Raw genomic sequence first — 20,118 nt, 5'->3', positions numbered from 1 at the left:
ATAGATTTCGGGAAGCTAAATAGCTATGATCGAGTTGCCCATACAACAAGAACTGCTTCATATGTTCAAGGTTCTTATCATTCAATTAGGCGCCTAAATATTAACGAAGATGTTTAAATATAGTATTAATAAAATAGTTTATTGTCATTACTTAAATAACAAAGACAAGTAGCTTGCCGAATGTTTAAGAGTAATCAGAAAAATGGATTCTTGATGGTATATATTGAAAAGCCATTTCTTATAATTAATATTGAGGAGGTGGCTTTTCATAATTTTCTACAAGCTCAAATATTGTGCGTTTTTGTGATATAGTATTAAATAAAGGGAGTGATTTTTTGTGATTAGAAGATATAGTCTAATTATTAATACAATAATAGTACTAGTCGGAGTATTATTTATGACTACCGCATGTAATACATCAAATAACAATTCTGCAAACTCAAATCTTGTAAATAATAGTATCAATACAGAAAAACCTACGATTGGCAGTACTGTAATTATCTGTAGAGATACAGATTTAAAAGAGAATCCGTCAAGTTCTTCTAACGCAAATATTAAGCTTAATAAAGGAAATCTTGTAAAAGTTATTGATATCAAGAATTCTTGGGTTTTTGTTCAAACTGTCTGCTTTGTGCCTCCGGCAGAAGAAGGGTATATTCCAAAAGAAAATATCAGTACAAGTTTTGAAGATATTACACCAAATCAGGGATTTATCAAAGGTACTGTTAGTGTTTTTACTGAACCTAACAAAAAGTCAGTAATTTCCGCTACAGATGTAACCGGTGCTATTAGCATTTTTAAAAGAGAAAATGAGTGGGCATATTGTAGATTTGTTGGAGGCTTAGAAGACGGTTGGATACAACAGTCGGAGATTCAATATAATTTTCCAAAATAAAAATAGCTGAGGAACAATAATAAATTAACGACGAGTAAAATTGAGGCTATTACTGACGACCAAAAGAATAAAACGATGTATAAACATTTTTTCATATAACATCATTTACTTTGCCCCTAGTGATAGCTTCGCTGATATTACCACTTGTTTTTTGAGAATGGGACGGTAGGCACAAAGAATCGTGCTCTTTATCGTCTTATTTTTATTGAGGGATAAATTTATTGTCTTTTTTTGGCTTATTTGGGTACAACATCTTTTCTCCAACTGACATGCTCCGTGATATAATGTCGATATTAAATGAATAATTGCGTCATAATGGAGGAAGAAGATGGGGAAACAACGGATACTGCTGATCAGCCTGGTTGGTTTCCTGATATTTGGCTTGTTACTGGGGGGTAAAGTTGTCTATCAGAAAAAGTGGCAGGATGTTTCTGTCTTGCGGCAAAGTCAACAAATCCCTGGCGTCGTTTCCGCAAAAGTTGTGAATAATAATGGCGTGAAAGAGCTGGATGTGGTTACAAACAAGCTTACGAACCTTCGTCAAGCTAGCCTTGCACTCCAAAAATTGGCCGGTAATGTACCGATTCGCTTCCTGGACCAAAATAATGATGCTCTAAAGAAAGTATTTGGTCAAATGCAGTTTGCCTTGCAAGAAGGAATTGCCCAGGGTAATTTTACGGAAATGGAACAAAAGGCTAGAGACCAAGCTGAAAAAGCAGGCATACAGCTTGAATTGGAAATAGACAATGATGCCATTTACGTGGTCTTGAATCAAGGTGATGCGCAACTGCTGGAAGTGATTGAACGGCGTGGGCAAGTGAAATATTTAGCGACTGAAAAACAATAGAAAGGAGCGGAGAGCGTGAAACTGGATATCTTGATCGGCTTGGGGGTAGGGGTCTTCGCCTTTCTACAGGTCATGGGATACAACGTGCTTCCCATTGGGTTGCTCCTTGTGGGGGCTTATTTAGTTTGGACATTTGTTCTCTCACGTCAAGTTTTAAAAAATGGCAATGGGGTGTCCATAGCCACCACGGCAATCAATTTTGAGGACATCGGGGGACAGAGCGTCGCGAAAAAGGAACTTCAGGAAGCGTTGGATTTTTTACTTTACTCTGATCGGATGAAGGCCTTAGGGATTCGTCCGTTGAAAGGAATATTGTTGTCTGGTCCGACGGGCACAGGGAAAACGTTATTAGCCAAAGCTGCAGCCAGGTACACCAATTCGGCTTTCCTATCGGTATCCGGCAGTGAATTTGTCGAGATGTATGCGGGAGTAGGAGCGGAACGGGTACGCGGCCTGTTTCGCAGAGCACGGGAAATGGTCCGGAAGGAAAAGAAAAAGAGTGCGATAATTTTCATTGATGAGATGGATATTTTAGGGGCTAAGCGGGGCAGTAACGTTTCCCATCATGAGTATGACCAAACCCTTAATCAACTATTAGTTGAAATGGACGGTTTAAAGGCGGAGCCGGGGTTCCCTATCTTAGTAATGGCAGCAACGAACCGCCCGGAAGCCTTGGATACAGCTTTACTTCGACCGGGACGTTTTGACCGGCAGGTTAAAGTTGATCTACCGGATAAAGAAGGTCGAGTGGCAATTTTAAAAATCCACACGAAAAATAAACCGTTAGCCAAAGAGGTTAATCTGGAAGAAATCGCCCACGAAACCTTCGGTTTTTCAGGAGCTCATTTAGAGAGTGTAACAAATGAGGCGGCGATTTTTGCCCTGCGTGAAGGGGCGAGGGAAATTAATGAACATCATTTTCATGAAGCAGTTCAGAAAGTGATGTTGGGAGAGAAACTTGATCGAAAACCATCTGCAGAGGAATTAAAGCGTATAGCCATCCATGAGAGTGGACATGCCTTGCTTGCGGAAAAGGTCCGACCTAACTCGGTTGCTCAGATTTCCATCCGTTCACGGGGAAACGCTTTGGGATATGTACGTCATTACCCGGAGGACGATTTATATCTGTATACCCAGGTGATGTTGGAAGAGCAGATTATGGTGGCTTTGGCAGGGGCACTGGCGGAGGAGGAGATTCTGGGCATGAGGAGTACAGGCGCTATGGGGGATTATGAACTAGCTCTGAATCTTGTGGAAAAGCTGCTTCTTGCCGGGATGTCTTCTTTAGGGGTTACAGATGTTTCCCTCTTGAGCGCCGAACAGCGCCAACCTGTGACGCGCGCTATCTTGGCTGATCTCGAACAACGAACGAAGAAGACCATTAAGAACGATAAAGATGTCTTGCTGAGGATTGCCGAGATTTTGGCGGATGAGGAAACCTTGAGTGGAGATACTTTGCGAATATTTTTACAAAATGAAGCTCTTGCGGTCTGAACCTCTCTTAGGGGTTTATTTTTTTTGCCCTGAGGGAAAGATTAGTAATGGGTTTAGCGAGAAATAACTAATCAGGTGTATACTGGTGTATAATAGTTGAAGATTTGCGTTGATATTAGGAGGGTGATAAACTGTATGAAGGCTGAAATTGTCTCTACCGGGACTGAACTATTACTGGGCGAAACTCTCAATACGAGTGCTCACTTCTTGACAGGAAAACTGTCCGCTTTGGGCATTGAAGTAGATTATCATACGACGATCGGGGACAACCCCGAACGTTTGGAGCAGGTTTTGCGTCAGGCGATTGGGCGAACAGATCTCCTCGTGACAACCGGAGGATTAGGTCCGACGGTTGATGATTTGACGAAGGAACTTGTCGCCAAAGTCCTGGATCTTAAGATGGAGTTGGACCCCTCCAGTTTAGAACATATTAAACAGTTCTTTGGTCGCCGCAAAGCTCCTATGCCTTTGAACAATGAGAAACAAGCCTATTTTCCCAAGGGTTCAAAAATCTTGCCAAATCACATAGGAACAGCTCCTGGCGCCATCATTGAAAAAAACGGTAAAACCGTTATTATATTGCCGGGTCCTCCGTTCGAAATGACCCCGATGTTCGATAATTATGTTTGGCCGGTGCTGCAGCAAAAAATCGAACCGGATGTCGAAAGGATGAACGAACGCGTCCTGAAGGTGTTTGGTATGGGAGAATCGGCAATTGAGGAAGTACTGGCTGATTTGATGGGCCTGCCAAACTTGTCTATGGCCTTACTTGCCAAACGGGCTGAAATGCACATTCGCTTGGTGGTGAGAAGCTCGAAAATAAGCGAGGAGGCTGAAGAAGTCTTAAATCGGACAGAAGAAGAAATTCGACGGCGGTTAGGAAACAAAGTATTTGGCCGGGATCAGGAAACCATGATTGGCATAGTAGGACAACTGTTGAAAAACGAACAGTTAACTATTGCAACGGCAGAGTCGTGTACCGGAGGGTTACTGGGTGCTGCCCTTACTCAAGAACCGGGCAGTTCCGAATTTTATCTGGGTGGGGTCGTTAGTTATGCTAATTCACTAAAGCAAGGCTTACTGGGGGTAAGTGCAGAAAGCCTTAATAAATATGGTGCTGTGAGTGAAGAGGTTGCTAAGGAAATGGCCGCAGGAATCCGCTCAAAAGCGGGATCGGATCTGGCTATTTCAACTACGGGTATCGCGGGTCCGGACGGAGGCAGTGCCCAGAAACCGGTAGGTCTGGTTTACGTTGGCTTAGCTGCGCCTGAAGGTATTCAAGCAGAAAAAATTCAGCTTTACGGAGAACGGGAGTCTGTTCGTCAGCTGACCGTTCAAGCGGCACTTAATAGGGTGCGAGTGCATATGTTAAACAGCGAAAGGAGAATACAATCAGGTGATGGTTGAACGGTTACAAACCTTTGGAGATAATCAATTATGTAAGCAGGTTTTACAGGCTCTGTCAGAAATGGGATTTGAAGAGCCTTCCCCAATTCAAGAAGAAGCTATCCCGCTGGCTCTGGAAGGCCTTGACATTATTGGACAAGCCCAGACAGGGACCGGGAAAACAGCCGCCTTTGGAATTCCAATTATCGAAAAGGCAAATCCTAAATTCCAAGCGGTCCAGGCGCTGATCGTAACCCCTACGCGTGAACTGGCGATCCAGGTTGCCGAGGAAATAGCCAAAATCGGAAAGTATCGGCATGTCAAACTACTGCCAATTTATGGCGGACAGCCTATTGATCGTCAGATTCGTGCCTTGCGTATGGGATATCAGGTGGTCGTTGGAACTCCGGGACGGTTATTAGATCATTTAAATCGGGGTACACTTCGTCTTCAACGTGTGAAAACAGTGGTACTGGACGAAGCGGATGAAATGCTGGATATGGGCTTTATTGATGATATTGAGAGTCTTTTAAAGGAAGTCCCCGCTGAAGGTCGGCAAGTTATGCTTTTCTCAGCAACAATGCCGCCGGGAATTCGTAAATTGGCTCAAACTTATATGACAAATCCTCGTTCCGTATCCGTAAGCCGGGATGAACTAACCGTGCCTCAAATTGAGCAGGTTTTTTATGAGACCAGGGAAAGTATTAAAGTCGATGCTTTGTGCCGGATTATTGATCTGGAGGATATTGGGCAAGGAATTATTTTTTGTCGCACAAAACGTGGCGTGGATGAACTGGTCGGAGCTCTGGAAGCCAGGGGATATTTTGCGGGTGCGTTACATGGGGATTTGAGCCAACAACAACGGGATCGGGTCATGAAACGATTCAGAGACGGGAAGACGGAATTATTGATAGCAACCGATGTTGCGGCCCGGGGCTTGGATATAAATAATGTAACCCATGTCCTTAACTTTGATATTCCGCAGGATCCGGTTTCTTATGTGCACCGGATTGGACGAACCGGGCGGGTTGGACGTAAAGGGGTGGCCATAACTCTGATTTCACCGAAGGAATACCGGCAGCTTCGATTGATTGAAAATCTTATTAAGACTAGAATCCGTCGCCAGGAACTTCCGTCACTGGCTGACATCAGTGAACGTCAGGCGGAAAATCTGAAGAATCAACTCCTGAAACTAATCCAAAGTAACCGTTTGGGAAATTATCGGGCGATTGTCGGTGAGTTGCTCGAGGAATACGATTCCACTGATGTGGCAGCAGCTGCCTTAAAGTTCGCGGTCGAGGGAGTGAATGCCGAAGAACGCCTTGAAGACAAAGAACAAGAGGGTATTCATTTTCAAAACACCGGAGCCGCAGAGGGAATGGTACGGTTTTTTATGAACATCGGCAGGGTGCAACAAATTCGCCCTCAGGATATCATTCGATGGATTGCAGATGAAAGTGGCATACCAGGCAACATTATTGGCATGATAAATATTTATGATAAATTTACGTTTGTCGAGGTTCCAACTGAATATGCTTCCAGAGTTTTGAGTTGTATGCATAAGGCAATGATCAAAGGGCGCAGGGTAAATATTGAACCGGCCAAAGCCCGTTAACACTGATTTTTCCAGTTAAGAAAGGAATTTGAATAGACGCTTCTTTAGAATCATTTACCCTGATAATATCATGATGAGGTAAAGAGCTAACCGGTGGGTTAGCTCTTTACCTCAAATAAGTTTGTCACATAACAGGTTATACTGTCGGTTGAAACATAAACAAATTGACAAGTATCGAGAGGTACATTTATAATAAACCGAACAGATGTTTTGCCAAAACGCGAAAATGCGTTATTTACCAATATGAGGAGGAAACGGAATGGCTGAAACGAATAAGCTGAAAGCACTTGATATTGCCCTTGCTCAGATTGAGAAGCAGTTTGGCAAAGGTTCGATTATGAAACTTGGGGAATCTACAGCGGGAATGTTTGTTGAGGTTATCCCGACAGGTTCCTTGGCGATAGACCTGGCCCTAGGAGTTGGAGGGGTGCCGCGCGGGCGGGTTATTGAAATTTTCGGACCGGAGTCATCGGGTAAGACAACCGTGGCGCTCCATATTATAGCAGAAGCCCAAAAAATGGGCGGAGTGGCTGCTTTTATTGATGCCGAGCATGCTCTCGATCCTGTCTATGCAAAGGCCCTGGGGGTTAATATCGAAGATTTGCTTGTTGCGCAGCCGGATACGGGAGAACAAGGGTTGGAAATCTGTGAGGCTCTTGTGCGCAGTGCCGCTGTGGATGTCATTGTGATCGACTCTGTCGCTGCTTTGGTTCCCCGTGCCGAGATTGAGGGGGAAATGGGAGACAATCATGTCGGCTTGCATGCTCGTCTCATGTCTCAGGCCTTGCGAAAGTTAACAGGCTCTATTAGCAAGAGCAATACTTGTGTAATTTTTACTAATCAAATTCGTGAAAAAATAGGCGTTATGTTTGGTAGTCCGGAGACAACCACCGGTGGACGAGCGCTTAAGTTCTATGCCACGGTCAGGATGGATATACGTCGGCAGGAAGCCATAAAACAAGGGCAGGATATAATCGGAAACAAAACCCGGGTCAAAGTAGTTAAGAATAAAGTTGCGCCTCCCTTTAAATTGGCAGACTTCGACATTATGTACGGGGAAGGAATTTCCCGTGAAGGAAGTATCGTGGATATTGGCACTGAAATGGAAGTTGTTACCAAGGCAGGGGCTTGGTACTCTTTTAACGGAGAACGGTTAGGGCAGGGCCGGGAGAACGTCAAAGAATACCTCAAGCTGCATCCGGAGATGGCCGACAAACTGGAACTATTGATCCGGGCGAGTATCAACACATTAGCAGACACAACCGAAGCAGTGGAAGATGATGGTTCGCTTGAGCTCTAAAACCCATAAAAGCGCCCGGGAAGTGGCACTGAATTATTTATCACGCCGGGCTCTGACCCATTATGAATTAGAAACCCGTCTCATGGAAAAGGGCTATGAAAGCTTGGAAGTTCATGAAGTGCTGGAAAAAATGGAGGAATTGGGTTACCTCAACGACCAGGAACTGGCTTTGACGGTTTCGAAAAACCGACTTAAACGTTATTCACGACGAAGGGTTCTCCGGGATTTGCAAAATCGAGGGTTAGTACCCCAAGTGGTTGAGCAAGCGTTGAGACTAACGTATTCCAGCGATGCTGAGTTTCAGCAGTGTTTAACTCTTGCCAAACGATGGTGGGTAGAAGAGGGTAAGCGTTGGGATCAAAAAATTCATCAGGATAGAACTAAGAAGTCACTGCCACGTGAATTATTGCTTCAGCAAAAAGTTGCCCGGAAGCTTGTTCAACGTGGGTATCCCTCTGATATGGTGAAGAACGCACTCTTTCAGATTCAAACCATTAATAATGGGGGCGATGGTACAGTAGACCCAAGTGTATAAAATGCACCCGTTTAGGACAAGACAAGCTTGACATTATTTGCAAATGATATTAAAATCGGAGTAGAGGTCTGTCTTTGTTAAGATTTTAACCTTAAAAGGTTTTCTTATAGATTTCGTAGTAGTCAGCTAAAATATACGGTTTTTTGACTTACGAGAGTTGTAGGAAACGGGGGAGGACTCCCGTCTTTAAGGTTATGCTTAATGTGACTGGTTTTGAAAACCAGTTTTTTTAATGGGATAATAGAAAAAAAAGGAGGTGTGCACGTGTGCTGCAGTTATTTTTTACTGGTTTAGTTGCGATTTTAGTAGGGTTAGGTTTGGGTGTCTTTGTCGGTTGGCTGTTTCGGAAAAATACTGCAGAAAAAAGCATTGGATCCGCAGAAGAAGAGGCAAAACGGATTATTGAAAATGCCCATTCGGCATCTGAAAGCAAGAAAAGGGAATCTATCGTAGCTGCTAAAGAAGAAGCCATGCATATTCACAACGAAGTGGAGAAGGAAACTCGCGAACGGCGAAACGAACTTCAACGGCTTGAACGGCGCTTGCTCCAAAAAGAGGAGAGTTTGGACCGTAAAATTGAGTCGCTGGAACGCAAAGAAGAAAATCTGCATCGCAAAGAAAGCGAAGTAGAAGATCAAAGAGAAGAGTTAAACCAGCTTGTGGGCAAAGAGCAAGCTGAGCTGGAGCGTTTATCCGGCCTGACCTCAGAAGAAGCCAAACAGTTACTGCTGAAAAGGGTTGAGGAAGAAGTTCGTTATGAGTCGGCGATCCTGATTAAGGAAATTGAGACTCGTGCCAAGGAAGAAGCGGAAAAACGGGCTAAAAATATTATCGCCTTAGCAATTCAGCGTTGCGCAGCGGATCATGTGGCCGAGACGACCGTATCCGTTGTGGTGTTGCCCAGTGACGAAATGAAAGGGAGAATTATCGGCCGTGAGGGACGTAATATCCGTACCTTGGAAACCCTGACAGGGATTGATCTGATCATTGATGATACCCCTGAGGCCGTGATTTTATCGGGATTTGACCCCATACGCCGTGAAGTGGCGCGCATTGCTTTGGAAAAACTTATCGCCGATGGCCGCATTCACCCGGCGCGGATTGAAGAAATGGTGGAAAAGGCTCAGAAAGAAGTGGACCAAAAGATCCGCGAAGAAGGGGAACAGGCAACGTTTGAGACAGGTGTGCATGGGCTGCATCCGGAATTAATTCGTATGTTGGGACGGCTTAAATTCCGGACAAGTTACGGACAAAATGTCCTGAAGCACTCTACTGAAGTATCTCATTTAGCAGGCTTGATGGCTGCGGAATTAGGTATAGATATTCCGCTTGCCAAGCGAGCGGGGTTGTTACATGATCTTGGGAAGGCTGTTGATCACGATCTGGAAGGAACACACGTTCAAATCGGAGTTGACCTTGCCAGAAAGCACAAGGAATCCAGTGATGTTATTCATGCTATTGAAGCTCACCATAACGATGTTGAACCCAAAACTATAGTCGCAGTCCTTGTGGCTGCCGCAGATGCGGTTTCGGCAGCTCGCCCGGGAGCACGCAGGGAAACCCTGGAGACGTATATTAAACGTCTTCAAAAACTCGAAGAGATCGCCGAGAGTTTTGAAGGGGTTGAAAAGTGCTTTGCTATTCAAGCCGGACGGGAAGTTCGCATAATCGTTAAACCGGACAAGATTGACGATGTGCTTGCTCCCCGCGTTGCACGGGAGATTAGTAAGAGGATTGAAGAAGAACTTGAATATCCAGGACAAATTAAGGTTGTGGTGATCCGTGAGACTCGAGCGGTTGATTTTGCAAAATAGTGAAATAAGAAACAGGCGATCCTGCGGATCGCCTGTTTCTTATTTTAGAGTGCCTCTCCTAAATATGCCCAGCTTTATGCGAAGATTTTTGAGCAGGAGATTACAGCTTGATGACGAATAATTAGTATGATTAGGACAGCGTAAAAGAGGGGGCCGAAACCGGGGTGTTAAGTAACTTATCACATAAATATGCTGGACAGGTTCAAGATGGAGTAGAGCTATTGAGCTCAATCCTATTGAGATACGTAGAGGTGGGGTCGGTTTACTATTGGCGTGAACAGCATGCTCTTAAATTCACGTTTATGATCCGGCAACACCAGGAGGTCTCAGCTCTGCAAGAAATTCTAAAACCTGCGTTGGAATTCTTTCACTATCTTGAAGGACAGACCATGCGAGTTTTCGAGCTTGCTTGCCAAAGTGAGGAAAACGTTTGTGTGATTACGGTAACCAGGGATGTAGAGAGTATAACTCAACGTGAAGTGGGCCTTATAGTTGAACTGATTAAGGGGAAATATAGAAATCAGTTGCTTTATGATGAACTGTATCTGCCTGAAGCTGAGCAGATTTTCCAGGAGGAGATGATAACCCATATGTTGTATTCAATCCATAGCGCAGATCTGAATAAGAACCTGGTTGCCTTGCGTGAAGAAGGTCGGGTATTGGTATTCAAGAGCTAGTTTTAAAGGGAGGGACGTTCGTTGCACGTTCTTTTTATTGGAGATATTATGGGGAAACCCGGCAGAGAAGCGGTTAAACGATTACTGAAAACCATTCAATTGGAATATAAAATTGATGTGACGATTGCCAATGCCGAGAACGCCGCGGCAGGAAAAGGATTGACCAAAGAAGTTGCCGGGGAACTTTTTGATAACGGGATTCAATTTCTGACGATGGGTAATCATGTTTGGGATCAAAGGGAGATCATGAATTTTATCGATCATGAACCAAGACTTGTTCGTCCCGCGAACTATCCGGTGGGGGCACCGGGACAAGGATATGGATTTTTACGAGCAATGGGTATCAAGATAGGGATCCTTAATCTCTCGGGACGAGTTTTCTTACCGCCGCTCGAGGATCCCTTCAGTGGCGCTATACGCTGTATTAGCCAGATCAAACAAGAGACCCCGATAATTATTGTTGATTTCCATGCTGAGGCAACTTCAGAAAAAGTCGCTTTGGGCTGGTTTCTCGACGGTTTGGTAAGCGCCGTAGTGGGTACCCATACCCACATTCAAACAGCCGATGCTCGCCTGCTTAATCAGGGGACAGCATATATTACCGATGTCGGTATGACAGGACCACGGGACTCAGTCTTGGGAGTTAAAAAAGAAATTATTATTAATCGTTTTTTGACCCAACTTCCGGCAAAATTCGAAGTGGCGAGTGGTCCCATACAGATTAATGCTGTGGTCCTAGACATCGATGAAAAATCCGGAAAAACCCGTCGGATTGAAACGGTTCAAAAGTTTGCAGAGGTTTAAATCGAGGCACGATGTACGATGCGCGAATAGGAGACAAGAGAACCATCTCCCTGTCTCCCTTGGAAAGAAATGTGAAAACTATTTGCAGCAATAGAGGATTTTGTCTGTGCGCTCTCGAATACATATACTCAAAGTTGTGGTAATACTTGTAAACGAAATTCGAGCAGGAGGATGTATCTATGGATGTATTAAAAGTCTCAGCTAAATCTAGTCCGAATGCAGTTGCAGGAGCTCTTGCAGGAGTTCTTCGCGAGAGAGGCGGCGCAGAATTACAAGCCATTGGAGCGGGGGCTCTCAATCAAGCAATAAAAGCAGTAGCAATTGCGCGTGGTTTTGTGGCGCCGAGCGGAGTCGATCTAGTCTGTATTCCAGCCTTTACAGACGTCATAATTGACGGAGAAGAGAGAACTGCTATTAAGTTAATTGTCCAGCCACGTTAAGCGTCGTCATAGGAGCACCTGTTTGCTTTATTCAATAGCGGACAGGTGTTTATTATGTATATTTTCTGACTAGTAGAAAATATATTGTACGAGGAGAGAAGAAGTATGAAAAATTCCTATATAGTGGACGGACATTGTGATAGTTTAATTAATTATGTAAATAACGATAGGACCCTTAAGGATTCATCAGCAGGAGGGCATTGGGATATCCAAAGGGCCAGGCGTACTGGCGTAGCTCTGCAATTTTTAGCAGCCTTTATCGAGATGAAGTATAAACCGGATAGGTCTTTGCAGCGCGGGTTACAACTAATAGAAGGAGCACATCGATTTATTGCGGATAATTTGGACCAAGTTTACCTCGTTCAGGGAAAACTTGACTTGGAGCAGATACCTGACCCAACTTGTCTGGGCATCCTGCTGAGCGTAGAGGGCGGAGAAATTCTGGGAGAAGATCTCTTTATGCTGGATGTTATCTTCAAGCTTGGGGTTAGAGCTTTAGGCTTAACCTGGAATCAACGTAATGCTTTGGCTGCCGGTGTTGGCGAAGCGGATACTCAGCTCAAATTATCGAATTTTGGTCAGGAAGTTGTGCAGCGTATGAATAAACTTGGGATGATTGTCGATGTTTCTCATCTTAATGAAGCGGGATTTTGGCATGTCTTAGAGGTTTCCCAGGATCCCATTGCAGCAACACACTCCTGTGCAAAAGCTCTTTGTGCTCATCCTCGAAATCTAACAGATCAACAACTCCGTGCTTTGGGAAGACATAAAGGCGTAGTTGGGGTGAACTTTTATCCCCATTTTTTAAAAGAGACGGGCGTAGCGACTCGAGACGATGTAGTGCGCCATATTTGCCATATTGCAGAGGTTGCTGGGGTTGAAACGGTCGGCTTAGGCTCGGATTTTGACGGCATCGATGAAACGCCGGAAGGACTTGGGCATGTTGGGGATTATTCCTATCTGCCGGACGATTTGATAAAAACAGGTTTTTCCACCCGGGAAGTTGAGCAGATTATGGGTCGCAATTTTATGCGCCTGTTGTCCGATGTATTAAAGTAAAAAGTAAGTAAACTACCGTGGAAAAGGGGTTAAAGTGTGGATTCGGCATTTGACCTATATGAAGCAGATTTGCATTGCCATACGACAGCGTCTGATGGATTATTATCACCAGCCGAACTTGTTCAATTAGCGGCGCAGGTAGGCTTAAAAGGAATAGGCATTACAGATCATGATACGATACAGGGGTGGCAAGAGGCTGAGGAAGCCGGCGCAAACTATCATATACAGATTCTCAAAGGGATAGAGTTGAACACAAATTGGGATGGTAAAGAGGTTCACATCCTGGGCTATGAGTTGGATAGTTCATCTGATTACTTAACCGATAAGCTGAGAGATTTGCGCAATGCGCGTGAAGAACGCATTCTGAAAATTTTAGGCCGTTTCAAGGACCTGGGGATTAAAATAGCATTTGATGAAGTTCAGCAGTTTGCTCAAGGAGAATCCATCGGACGCCCGCATATTGCCCAGGCACTCATCGAACGGGGGTATGTAAGGGACGTAAAAGAAGGGTTTGACCGCTACATTGGGATAGGGGCTCCGGCTTATATTCCGAGCTATAAACTGACTCCGGAAGAGGGGATTCACTTAATACGGGAAGCGCAAGGTGTTGCGGTTCTTGCCCACCCAGGAGTGCTTCGTTTAGAAGAAGGAATTCCGGACTGGGTAAAAGCAGGTTTGCAAGGGATTGAAGTCAGACACTCTCAACACAGCCCGGACGATGAAAAGAAATATCTTCAGATCGCGCAGGAGTATCGTTTACTCACGACGGGAGGATCTGATTTTCACGGGGAAGCATGTAAACCTGGCGTGAATCTTGGGGGTTGGGGCGTGTCTCTCGATGTACTCCGGCAAATTCTCGATTTAGCTCGGCGCAATTAGTTTATAATTCGCTCTTCCGGCATAGAATACTAGGGCAGATTGAGTCGGGGGGCGTATACACAATGGATCCTATAGGAGAATTAGAATTACTCAGGGCGCGTGTTGGTGAACTGGAGCAGCGTATTGAACATCTAAGAGTAAGCAGGCGAGTACTTATGAACTTGTTAGAAAAAGTGGAACGTGAAAAGGTGGCCTTAGTCCGCCACCTTGAAAAGGAAAACGTGCGCTTACAACGAGATAATAAGCGATTTGCCAAATGGATTTTTTCGAAAAACAGGGAAATAGTGGAACTCCAGGAAAAGATGGAATCATTCCCATAAAAGCATGCATGCGTCTACCAACGTTGATTTATGCTTTATAAATTAATGCGTATTATCTGAACTTTCTAAAATTCGACCTAACTCTGTTTTAGGATAATGATGTTCGTAGATCAGAAGACAGATCACGGGATTTAATCCCGCTTCCCGGGCTAAATTACAGCCCAAAATGGCGTGCTGGGAAGCGGTCTTTAAGGGTGTCGCGAAAACAGTGTGACTTCTTTCGAGGCGGGACCAGATGGGTTGGGGCATTTTCTGCATTAGAACAACAAATACTCTATGCCAGAGACGGTTACCGATCTTGGATTTGCCACAATCATGGAGGAGCGCGGCAGCGAGCAGGTTTTGATAGTTCGAGACAGATAAAGCCGGTTGTTCTTTCATGATACTTTGAGCTACATCAAGAGCATGGCGCTGTTCTGACCGTGACTGCTTAAGAAAGAGTGAACCGGCCTCAGGTGGTAAGCTATTCAGGGCCCATGTGATTTCTGATGAATCTATCTTGGAAGAAATCGCTTTAATGAATTGATGAACACGATAAAACATCTCTTACCTCCTCCTGACCCCATCATAATGAACCAATTTCTATTTTTCAAGTGGGATTTTACAGGGTATTTGTGATACACAAGACAAAACAAATTCTGTTAATTATTGAATATATCTGTTATACTGATTAGAAACTATTGGGAAGGGAGCTAATCATGTATTCCAATCGTATTATCAAAGAAACAGCGCTTACCTTTGATGATGTGCTCATTGTTCCTGCCAAATCCGAAGTACTGCCTCACAATGTTGATGTCAGTACATATTTGACGAAAAGGATTAAACTCAATATTCCTCTAATGAGTGCCGGCATGGATACAGTCACGGATTCCCGGATGGCTATTTCTGTCGCGAGAGAAGGCGGAATAGGGATTATTCATAAAAATATGAGCATTGAGCAGCAAGCTTTAGAAGTGGATAAGGTAAAACGGTCCGAACATGGTGTTATCACCGATCCTATTTTTTTACATCCGGATGACAGTGTCCAGCACGCCTTGGAGCTTATGAAACGCTATCGAATTTCCGGAGTTCCCATTACTGTCGAAGGAAAACTGGTCGGGATATTAACTAATCGGGATCTGCGCTTTGAGAATAATTATGATCGTATGATCAATGAGGTTATGACCAAGACCGATTTAGTGACAGCCCCAGTTGGTACGACTCTTGAAGAAGCTCAAAAAATATTAGGCCATTATAAGATCGAAAAGCTGCCCCTCGTTGATGCAAAGGGGATGCTTTATGGACTGATCACAATTAAAGATATTGAAAAAACCCGGCAATTTCCGAATTCCGCCAAAGACGATAGCGGTCGTTTACGGGTAGGTGCGGCCATCGGTGTTACTCCTGATACTTTGCTGCGTGCTGAAGCCTTGGTTAAGGCCCGGGTTGATGCGCTTGTCCTGGATACGGCTCATGGACACTCCAGAGGAGTTATCGAAATGCTAAGGATCATCAAGAACCATTTTCCTGAAACACAGGTTATTGCCGGTAACGTGGCAACTGCGGAAGCAACTCGTGAGCTGATCGAGGCGGGAGCGGATGCCATAAAAGTCGGGATTGGACCGGGATCCATTTGTACGACGCGTGTGGTCGCCGGTATCGGAGTTCCTCAAATTACAGCCGTACTGATGTGTGCGGAAGAAGCGGATAAATCTGGCATTCCGATTGTCGCTGATGGAGGAATTAAGTTCTCTGGGGACATCGTCAAGGCTTTGGCCGCCGGTGCTCAAACCGTGATGATCGGAAGTCTTTTCGCTGGGACGGAAGAGAGTCCCGGTGAATTGGAAATTTATCAGGGACGGAGTTTTAAAGTGTACCGGGGGATGGGCTCAATTGGCGCTATGAAAGAAGGAAGTCGTGACCGCTATTTCCAGGAATATGATCAAAAACTTGTTCCCGAGGGCGTTGAAGGACGTGTTCCGTTTAAAGGACTCGTTTCAGAAACCATCTATCAAATGATCGGCGGATTGCGCGCCGGGATGGGGTATTCGGGAACGGCAAATATCGAGGAATTAAGAACACAAACCCGTTTCATGCGCATGACTGCCGCGGGACTTCGCGAGAGTCATCCTCACGATGTGACGATTACCAAGGAAGCGCCAAATTATAGCTAACAAATGTCGAAGCTTTTTTGAGGGAGGGTGAAAATGACAGTTCTACATGCATTGGTCCTGGGGATAGTCCAAGGCTTGGGGGAATTTTTACCTATTTCCAGTTCAGCACATCTCGTACTCATCCCCTGGCTTTTTGGCTGGAATGATCCAGGCTTGACATTTGACGTTGCACTTCACATGGGTACTCTTTTAGCAGTGGTCCTGTATTTTTGGCAGGATTGGATCAGATTAATAAAAGCGGCCCTGCGGCGTCAGGCATCAGACGATAAGCGTATTTTCTGGTACTTGGTTTTGGCAACTATTCCCGGCGGATTGTTTGGCCTGGCTTTAGAGGAAAAGGCGGAGACTGTTTTTCGGGCCCCTTTGCTTATTGGAATTATGTTGATTGTTATGGGGATACTTCTTTATTTAGCGGACAAAAAACGACAACTGCGCAAAATGGATACGATGACAATGGCAGACGCGATTTGGATTGGTCTTTCTCAGGCATTGGCAATTATCCCCGGGGTATCCCGTTCAGGCAGTACGATGACAACTGCCCGTTTATTAGGTCTAACCAGGGAAGATGCCGCCCGCTTTTCTTTCCTCATGTCTACGCCAATTATTTTGGGTGCCGGAGTCATGAAACTTCGGCATTTAACGATGGCTTCCATTGATTTACCTTTTTCCGTAGGCGTTATTACATCCTTTGTGGTTGGTATTTTAAGTATCTCGTTTTTATTACGGTATTTGAAAACTAGCAACTTTGGCCTTTTTGTCGGATATCGTTTTATTATTGGGGTTATTGTTATAGGTTTTGCTTTAGCAGGACATTAAAGTGCTTACCTAAACTAATCAAAAAATCAAAAAATATAACTAACGTTTATATTCCTCCGTTGTTCACAATAGAGTAACAACGGGGGGATTTTTGATGTAAAAAAGAAGCATGCCAGGAAAATCAGGGATAATGGATGGGTCAGCAATTTTTGAACTAGAGCTTTGAGTTCTCTAAAAAAGTGTCATGATATCTTCTCTTAGCGCGTAAACATGCTTATGAAGAAAAACTAAGGGAGGTTCATTGTGAGTATCACCTGGAATATGGTCTGGGAAGCTCATCCTGACATATTTATTGCCAGGAACTGGCTTGAATACCCGGAGGATAAAAAAAAGGAAACCCGCCTCCCCCCACAGTTTGCCTATTTTATGGGCGGCGAGACGACTTTGCGAGTCGGTATCATTGCCTGTTCTGCTCTTATGCGCGAAGAGGAATTCCTTCTGGCCGGTGTATTATGGGGGAATCGGCTGAGTAATGGTGCTAAGACCGTAATTTATTATGTGGCCCCTGACTTTTCAGCAGCTTTTTTAAATGGGGTTTCTAAAATAGGGGGAAATATCACTGCCAGGGCAGTTTATTGGCGTGAAAAACTTACGCCGAGTTTATACCTTATTCCCGATAAAAAGCAAAGCAGCCTGTCCCGTTACGCTCTGGGGGAAGAACGTCCGGATTTGAAACGCTGGGGACAAAGTTTGAATCCGGTTGCTCAGCAACAACTTGGGATTGTGAACACGTTCTTTGATGGTTTGTCCTGTCGACGCGTTCGCAAAGAAATAAAACCTCAGCACATTGCTTTCCTTTGGGGAAATTATGAGATTGCCGAAGTGCGTCGTAAGGGAAAGAAATTCGAATTAAACAGCAAAGTTAAGTGGCTTAAGAATAACGAACAAATTTTAAAGTGGCAAAAACAGGGCTGGGTAGATGCTTCAGGCTTACTGAATACGGAATTTTGTACGGTCATTCAAAAGATTCTGGACTACCTTGAATCCCTTGAGAAAGAGGGTAAACTTCGCACGCAAAATCTCCTGGCTTTGTTGCTTCATCAGGGAGACGGAGTTTTGAAATCGCTCTGGGGGAGTCCTTGGCCCTGGCCGTGGCTTCCTAAAGAACGCAGCGAAAATTCAGTGCTTGAATTGGAGGAATGGTTTTTCTTTCATGGCGATGGACAATTAAGGGTCATATGTCCGATATTTGAGAAGCCGCTGTTAAAAGCATCTCAAAGTATTCTGTTGGCAAGTGTTTTAGAAAAGAGCCGCCTTTTAGTCGGTGCAAAAGATGAACAAGGGAATTCATTAGTTTGGGACGGCCGGGTACATTGGCTTACGACACTTGGTATGGAAGAAGAACTTCGGCGTTGGTATTGTTGGTTAAATGATCCGGATAAGTTTCCGATTTGGACGTTACCGGAAAACTGGCAGGACAAAGGAATTTACGAGCTTAATTGTCGAACTCTTCGGAACCGATCACTTATGCAGAAAGATTATTCTTGAACTTTGGCAAACGGGGTAAATCAATCATCGCTTCTGTTCCACTAGGGGGTACAGATTCAGAAAAATGAAGCATGCCATGATGGGCGAGAATGATTTGGTACGCAATGGTTAAACCCAGTCCGGTACTGTCTGCTTGCGTAGAGAAGAACGGATCAAGGACACGCTGACGCAGGTCTTTAGGAATACCGGGGCCGTAATCGATTACACTTATTCTTACGTGAGATTCGTATTCCGTTAATCGTATAATAACCTTACCTCCTTTGGGTGAGGCTTCAATCGCGTTATTTAGAAGGGATAAAAGAGCCTGGAGAAGTTGGTCATGGTCACCCATGACATATACCGGAGGAGAGGGGAGTTCTAAAGTGAGGGTAACATCCCGCATAAGTCGTATGTGTTGAATTGTTTGCGCCATGGTCTGAATGCATTCTGTCATATTAAGGGGTTGCATTTGAGGAGCAGAAGGATTTGTTAAGAGGACGAATTTACTCAAGACTTGATCGATGGACTGGATCTCATTTAGAATAAGTTGTTGATAGGGACGGAATGACTCAGGCCATTGCTCAGGTGCAATCAGTTGCATAAATCCTTTAATCGTTGTCAAGGGGTTACGGATTTCATGCGCTAGGCCAGCTGAGACCTTATTGATAGCGGAAAATTTCGCAACTTGTTCATTCGCTTCCATGCGATTTATTGCTTCGCTGATATCGAAAAGAGTCAAAAGCATGCCCGATGGAATGTCATGGTTCAGCAAAGGCTTTGTTCGGAACTTTATTATCTTTTTCTGTGTTCCCCAGATAAATTCACCGTTCTCCGGTGAGCTGCTCGGATCGAAATTAGCTAAAATACCTAAAATATTGAATATAGGTTGGCCAATTAAGAATGATTCTGACAAAGATAGAAGGAGGCACGATTGAGGATTTGAATCAATAATTACACCTGTTTTGTCCAATAGAATAACTGCTTCGCGAGAATAGTCGACGGTTTGGATTAAGGGAAGATTTTGTCGTATCATCACACGCATTGCTTTGATATGACGTTGATGAAGTTGCCGTTGTTGTATTTGATGTTTGTAAGATATAAACTTTGTTCCAAGTAGAAATAGCAGTAAGGGGACATGAACTAAAATAAAAGGGACATAAGGATGATCAAGATATGCCAGTGATGCAAATATAAGCAGAGTGGTGGTTAGAATCCAGGCCTTGCCCCAGGTGCTTAAATAAAGATCGAAATAAAGAGTAATGTAGATGTATGGGAAAAATACGAAAACAATGTGGAAGAATAGGGGAAGGGGTATGATATGGATGAAACCAATAATTAATATGAGGATGAGAGAAGAAAACAGGAAGACACTATCTCGATGGAGAAAGCGTAATCGCAATTTTAGGGCCATCATCACATAGACTCCTTCCAAAATTTATTAAGCTACTTACTAACTAACATAGTGTACCATAACATGATGCAGAATATTGTAAGAAAAAGGAGAAAGCGGAATTATACTTGAAGCTGACTTAAAATCCCCAAAAATGAAAGTATATGGGTTATTTATATTGATTATTTTAATTTAAAATAAAATCGCTAAATAAGGTGCAATAATAT

Annotated in this window: 19 protein-coding genes; 17 read left to right on the top strand and 2 right to left on the bottom strand. The window is 44.1% G+C overall.

Annotation, left to right across the window (positions count from 1 at the left end; all coding sequences use genetic code 11):
* The first annotated feature begins 397 nt into the window (after window positions 1-397).
* The 14 genes from AC6I5A_RS02325 (at window position 398) to AC6I5A_RS02260 (ending at window position 14,065) form a co-directional block, all read left to right on the top strand.
* On the top strand, window positions 398-895 hold the full coding sequence (locus tag AC6I5A_RS02325) for an SH3 domain-containing protein (protein WP_034611293.1): 498 nt from the start codon (window positions 398-400) through the stop codon (window positions 893-895).
* Between the two features lie 328 nt (window positions 896-1,223).
* Window positions 1,224-1,742, top strand: a complete 519-nt coding sequence (locus AC6I5A_RS02320; RefSeq protein WP_034611291.1) for a hypothetical protein — start codon at window positions 1,224-1,226, stop codon at window positions 1,740-1,742.
* A 15-nt stretch (window positions 1,743-1,757) separates the two neighbouring features.
* Window positions 1,758-3,236, top strand: coding sequence for an AAA family ATPase (locus AC6I5A_RS02315; RefSeq protein WP_034611290.1), 1,479 nt, complete (start codon window positions 1,758-1,760; stop codon window positions 3,234-3,236).
* Window positions 3,237-3,371: 135 nt separating this feature from the next.
* Window positions 3,372-4,643 carry a competence/damage-inducible protein A gene (locus AC6I5A_RS02310; protein ID WP_034611288.1) on the top strand — a complete coding sequence of 424 codons (1,272 nt, stop codon included), beginning with the start codon at window positions 3,372-3,374 and terminating at the stop codon, window positions 4,641-4,643.
* Window positions 4,633-6,237 carry a DEAD/DEAH box helicase gene (locus tag AC6I5A_RS02305; protein WP_497900435.1) on the top strand — a complete coding sequence of 535 codons (1,605 nt, stop codon included), beginning with the start codon at window positions 4,633-4,635 and terminating at the stop codon, window positions 6,235-6,237. The genes AC6I5A_RS02310 and AC6I5A_RS02305 overlap by 11 nt, the downstream gene beginning before the upstream one ends.
* 259 nt (window positions 6,238-6,496) lie before the next feature.
* On the top strand, window positions 6,497-7,537 hold the full coding sequence (recA, locus tag AC6I5A_RS02300) for a recombinase RecA (RefSeq protein ID WP_034611285.1): 1,041 nt from the start codon (window positions 6,497-6,499) through the stop codon (window positions 7,535-7,537).
* On the top strand, window positions 7,518-8,072 hold the full coding sequence (locus AC6I5A_RS02295) for a regulatory protein RecX (protein ID WP_497900436.1): 555 nt from the start codon (window positions 7,518-7,520) through the stop codon (window positions 8,070-8,072). The genes recA and AC6I5A_RS02295 overlap by 20 nt, the downstream gene beginning before the upstream one ends.
* Window positions 8,073-8,338: 266 nt before the next feature.
* A complete protein-coding gene (gene rny, locus AC6I5A_RS02290; RefSeq protein WP_034611282.1) occupies window positions 8,339-9,886 on the top strand; it encodes a ribonuclease Y in 1,548 nt (515 codons plus the stop codon).
* Window positions 9,887-10,050: 164 nt separating this feature from the next.
* Window positions 10,051-10,563, top strand: coding sequence for a hypothetical protein (locus tag AC6I5A_RS02285; protein ID WP_034611281.1), 513 nt, complete (start codon window positions 10,051-10,053; stop codon window positions 10,561-10,563).
* Window positions 10,564-10,584: 21 nt separating this feature from the next.
* Window positions 10,585-11,367, top strand: a complete 783-nt coding sequence (locus AC6I5A_RS02280) for a TIGR00282 family metallophosphoesterase (protein WP_034611279.1) — start codon at window positions 10,585-10,587, stop codon at window positions 11,365-11,367.
* Window positions 11,368-11,546: 179 nt separating this feature from the next.
* Entirely contained in the window at window positions 11,547-11,807 is a 261-nt protein-coding gene (locus tag AC6I5A_RS02275) for a stage V sporulation protein S (RefSeq protein ID WP_034611278.1), read from the top strand.
* Between the two features lie 105 nt (window positions 11,808-11,912).
* Window positions 11,913-12,866, top strand: coding sequence for a dipeptidase (locus AC6I5A_RS02270; RefSeq protein ID WP_034611276.1), 954 nt, complete (start codon window positions 11,913-11,915; stop codon window positions 12,864-12,866).
* A 36-nt stretch (window positions 12,867-12,902) separates the two neighbouring features.
* The gene (locus tag AC6I5A_RS02265) at window positions 12,903-13,745 is read left to right on the top strand and encodes a PHP domain-containing protein (RefSeq protein ID WP_034611275.1); all 843 of its coding nucleotides are present in this window, start codon (window positions 12,903-12,905) and stop codon (window positions 13,743-13,745) included.
* A 62-nt stretch (window positions 13,746-13,807) separates the two neighbouring features.
* The gene (locus AC6I5A_RS02260) at window positions 13,808-14,065 is read left to right on the top strand and encodes a hypothetical protein (RefSeq protein WP_034611274.1); all 258 of its coding nucleotides are present in this window, start codon (window positions 13,808-13,810) and stop codon (window positions 14,063-14,065) included.
* 42 nt (window positions 14,066-14,107) lie between these two features.
* On the opposite strand, the gene AC6I5A_RS02255 is transcribed toward AC6I5A_RS02260, so the two are convergent.
* Window positions 14,108-14,608 carry an HD domain-containing protein gene (locus AC6I5A_RS02255; protein ID WP_034611271.1) on the bottom strand — a complete coding sequence of 167 codons (501 nt, stop codon included), beginning with the start codon at window positions 14,606-14,608 and terminating at the stop codon, window positions 14,108-14,110.
* Window positions 14,609-14,763: 155 nt separating this feature from the next.
* Here AC6I5A_RS02255 and guaB point away from each other — a divergent pair, with 155 nt between their 5' ends.
* The 3 genes from guaB (at window position 14,764) to AC6I5A_RS02240 (ending at window position 18,522) form a co-directional block, all read left to right on the top strand.
* On the top strand, window positions 14,764-16,218 hold the full coding sequence (guaB, locus tag AC6I5A_RS02250) for an IMP dehydrogenase (RefSeq protein ID WP_034611269.1): 1,455 nt from the start codon (window positions 14,764-14,766) through the stop codon (window positions 16,216-16,218).
* Window positions 16,219-16,251: 33 nt separating this feature from the next.
* On the top strand, window positions 16,252-17,034 hold the full coding sequence (gene uppP / locus AC6I5A_RS02245) for an undecaprenyl-diphosphatase UppP (RefSeq protein ID WP_034611267.1): 783 nt from the start codon (window positions 16,252-16,254) through the stop codon (window positions 17,032-17,034).
* A gap of 243 nt (window positions 17,035-17,277) precedes the next feature.
* Window positions 17,278-18,522, top strand: coding sequence for a hypothetical protein (locus AC6I5A_RS02240; RefSeq protein WP_497900434.1), 1,245 nt, complete (start codon window positions 17,278-17,280; stop codon window positions 18,520-18,522).
* Here the strand turns inward: AC6I5A_RS02240 and AC6I5A_RS02235 are convergent.
* Window positions 18,500-19,933 (bottom strand): two-component system sensor histidine kinase NtrB, encoded by a 1,434-nt coding sequence (locus tag AC6I5A_RS02235; protein WP_497900433.1) that lies wholly within the window; start codon window positions 19,931-19,933, stop codon window positions 18,500-18,502. The genes AC6I5A_RS02240 and AC6I5A_RS02235 overlap by 23 nt on opposite strands.
* Window positions 19,934-20,118 lie beyond the last annotated feature (185 nt).

This window comes from Desulfosporosinus sp. Tol-M2, assembly GCF_059735615.1.
The sequence above is the reverse complement of the archived record's forward strand: the minus strand, read 5'-3'. Positions and strand labels throughout refer to the sequence as shown.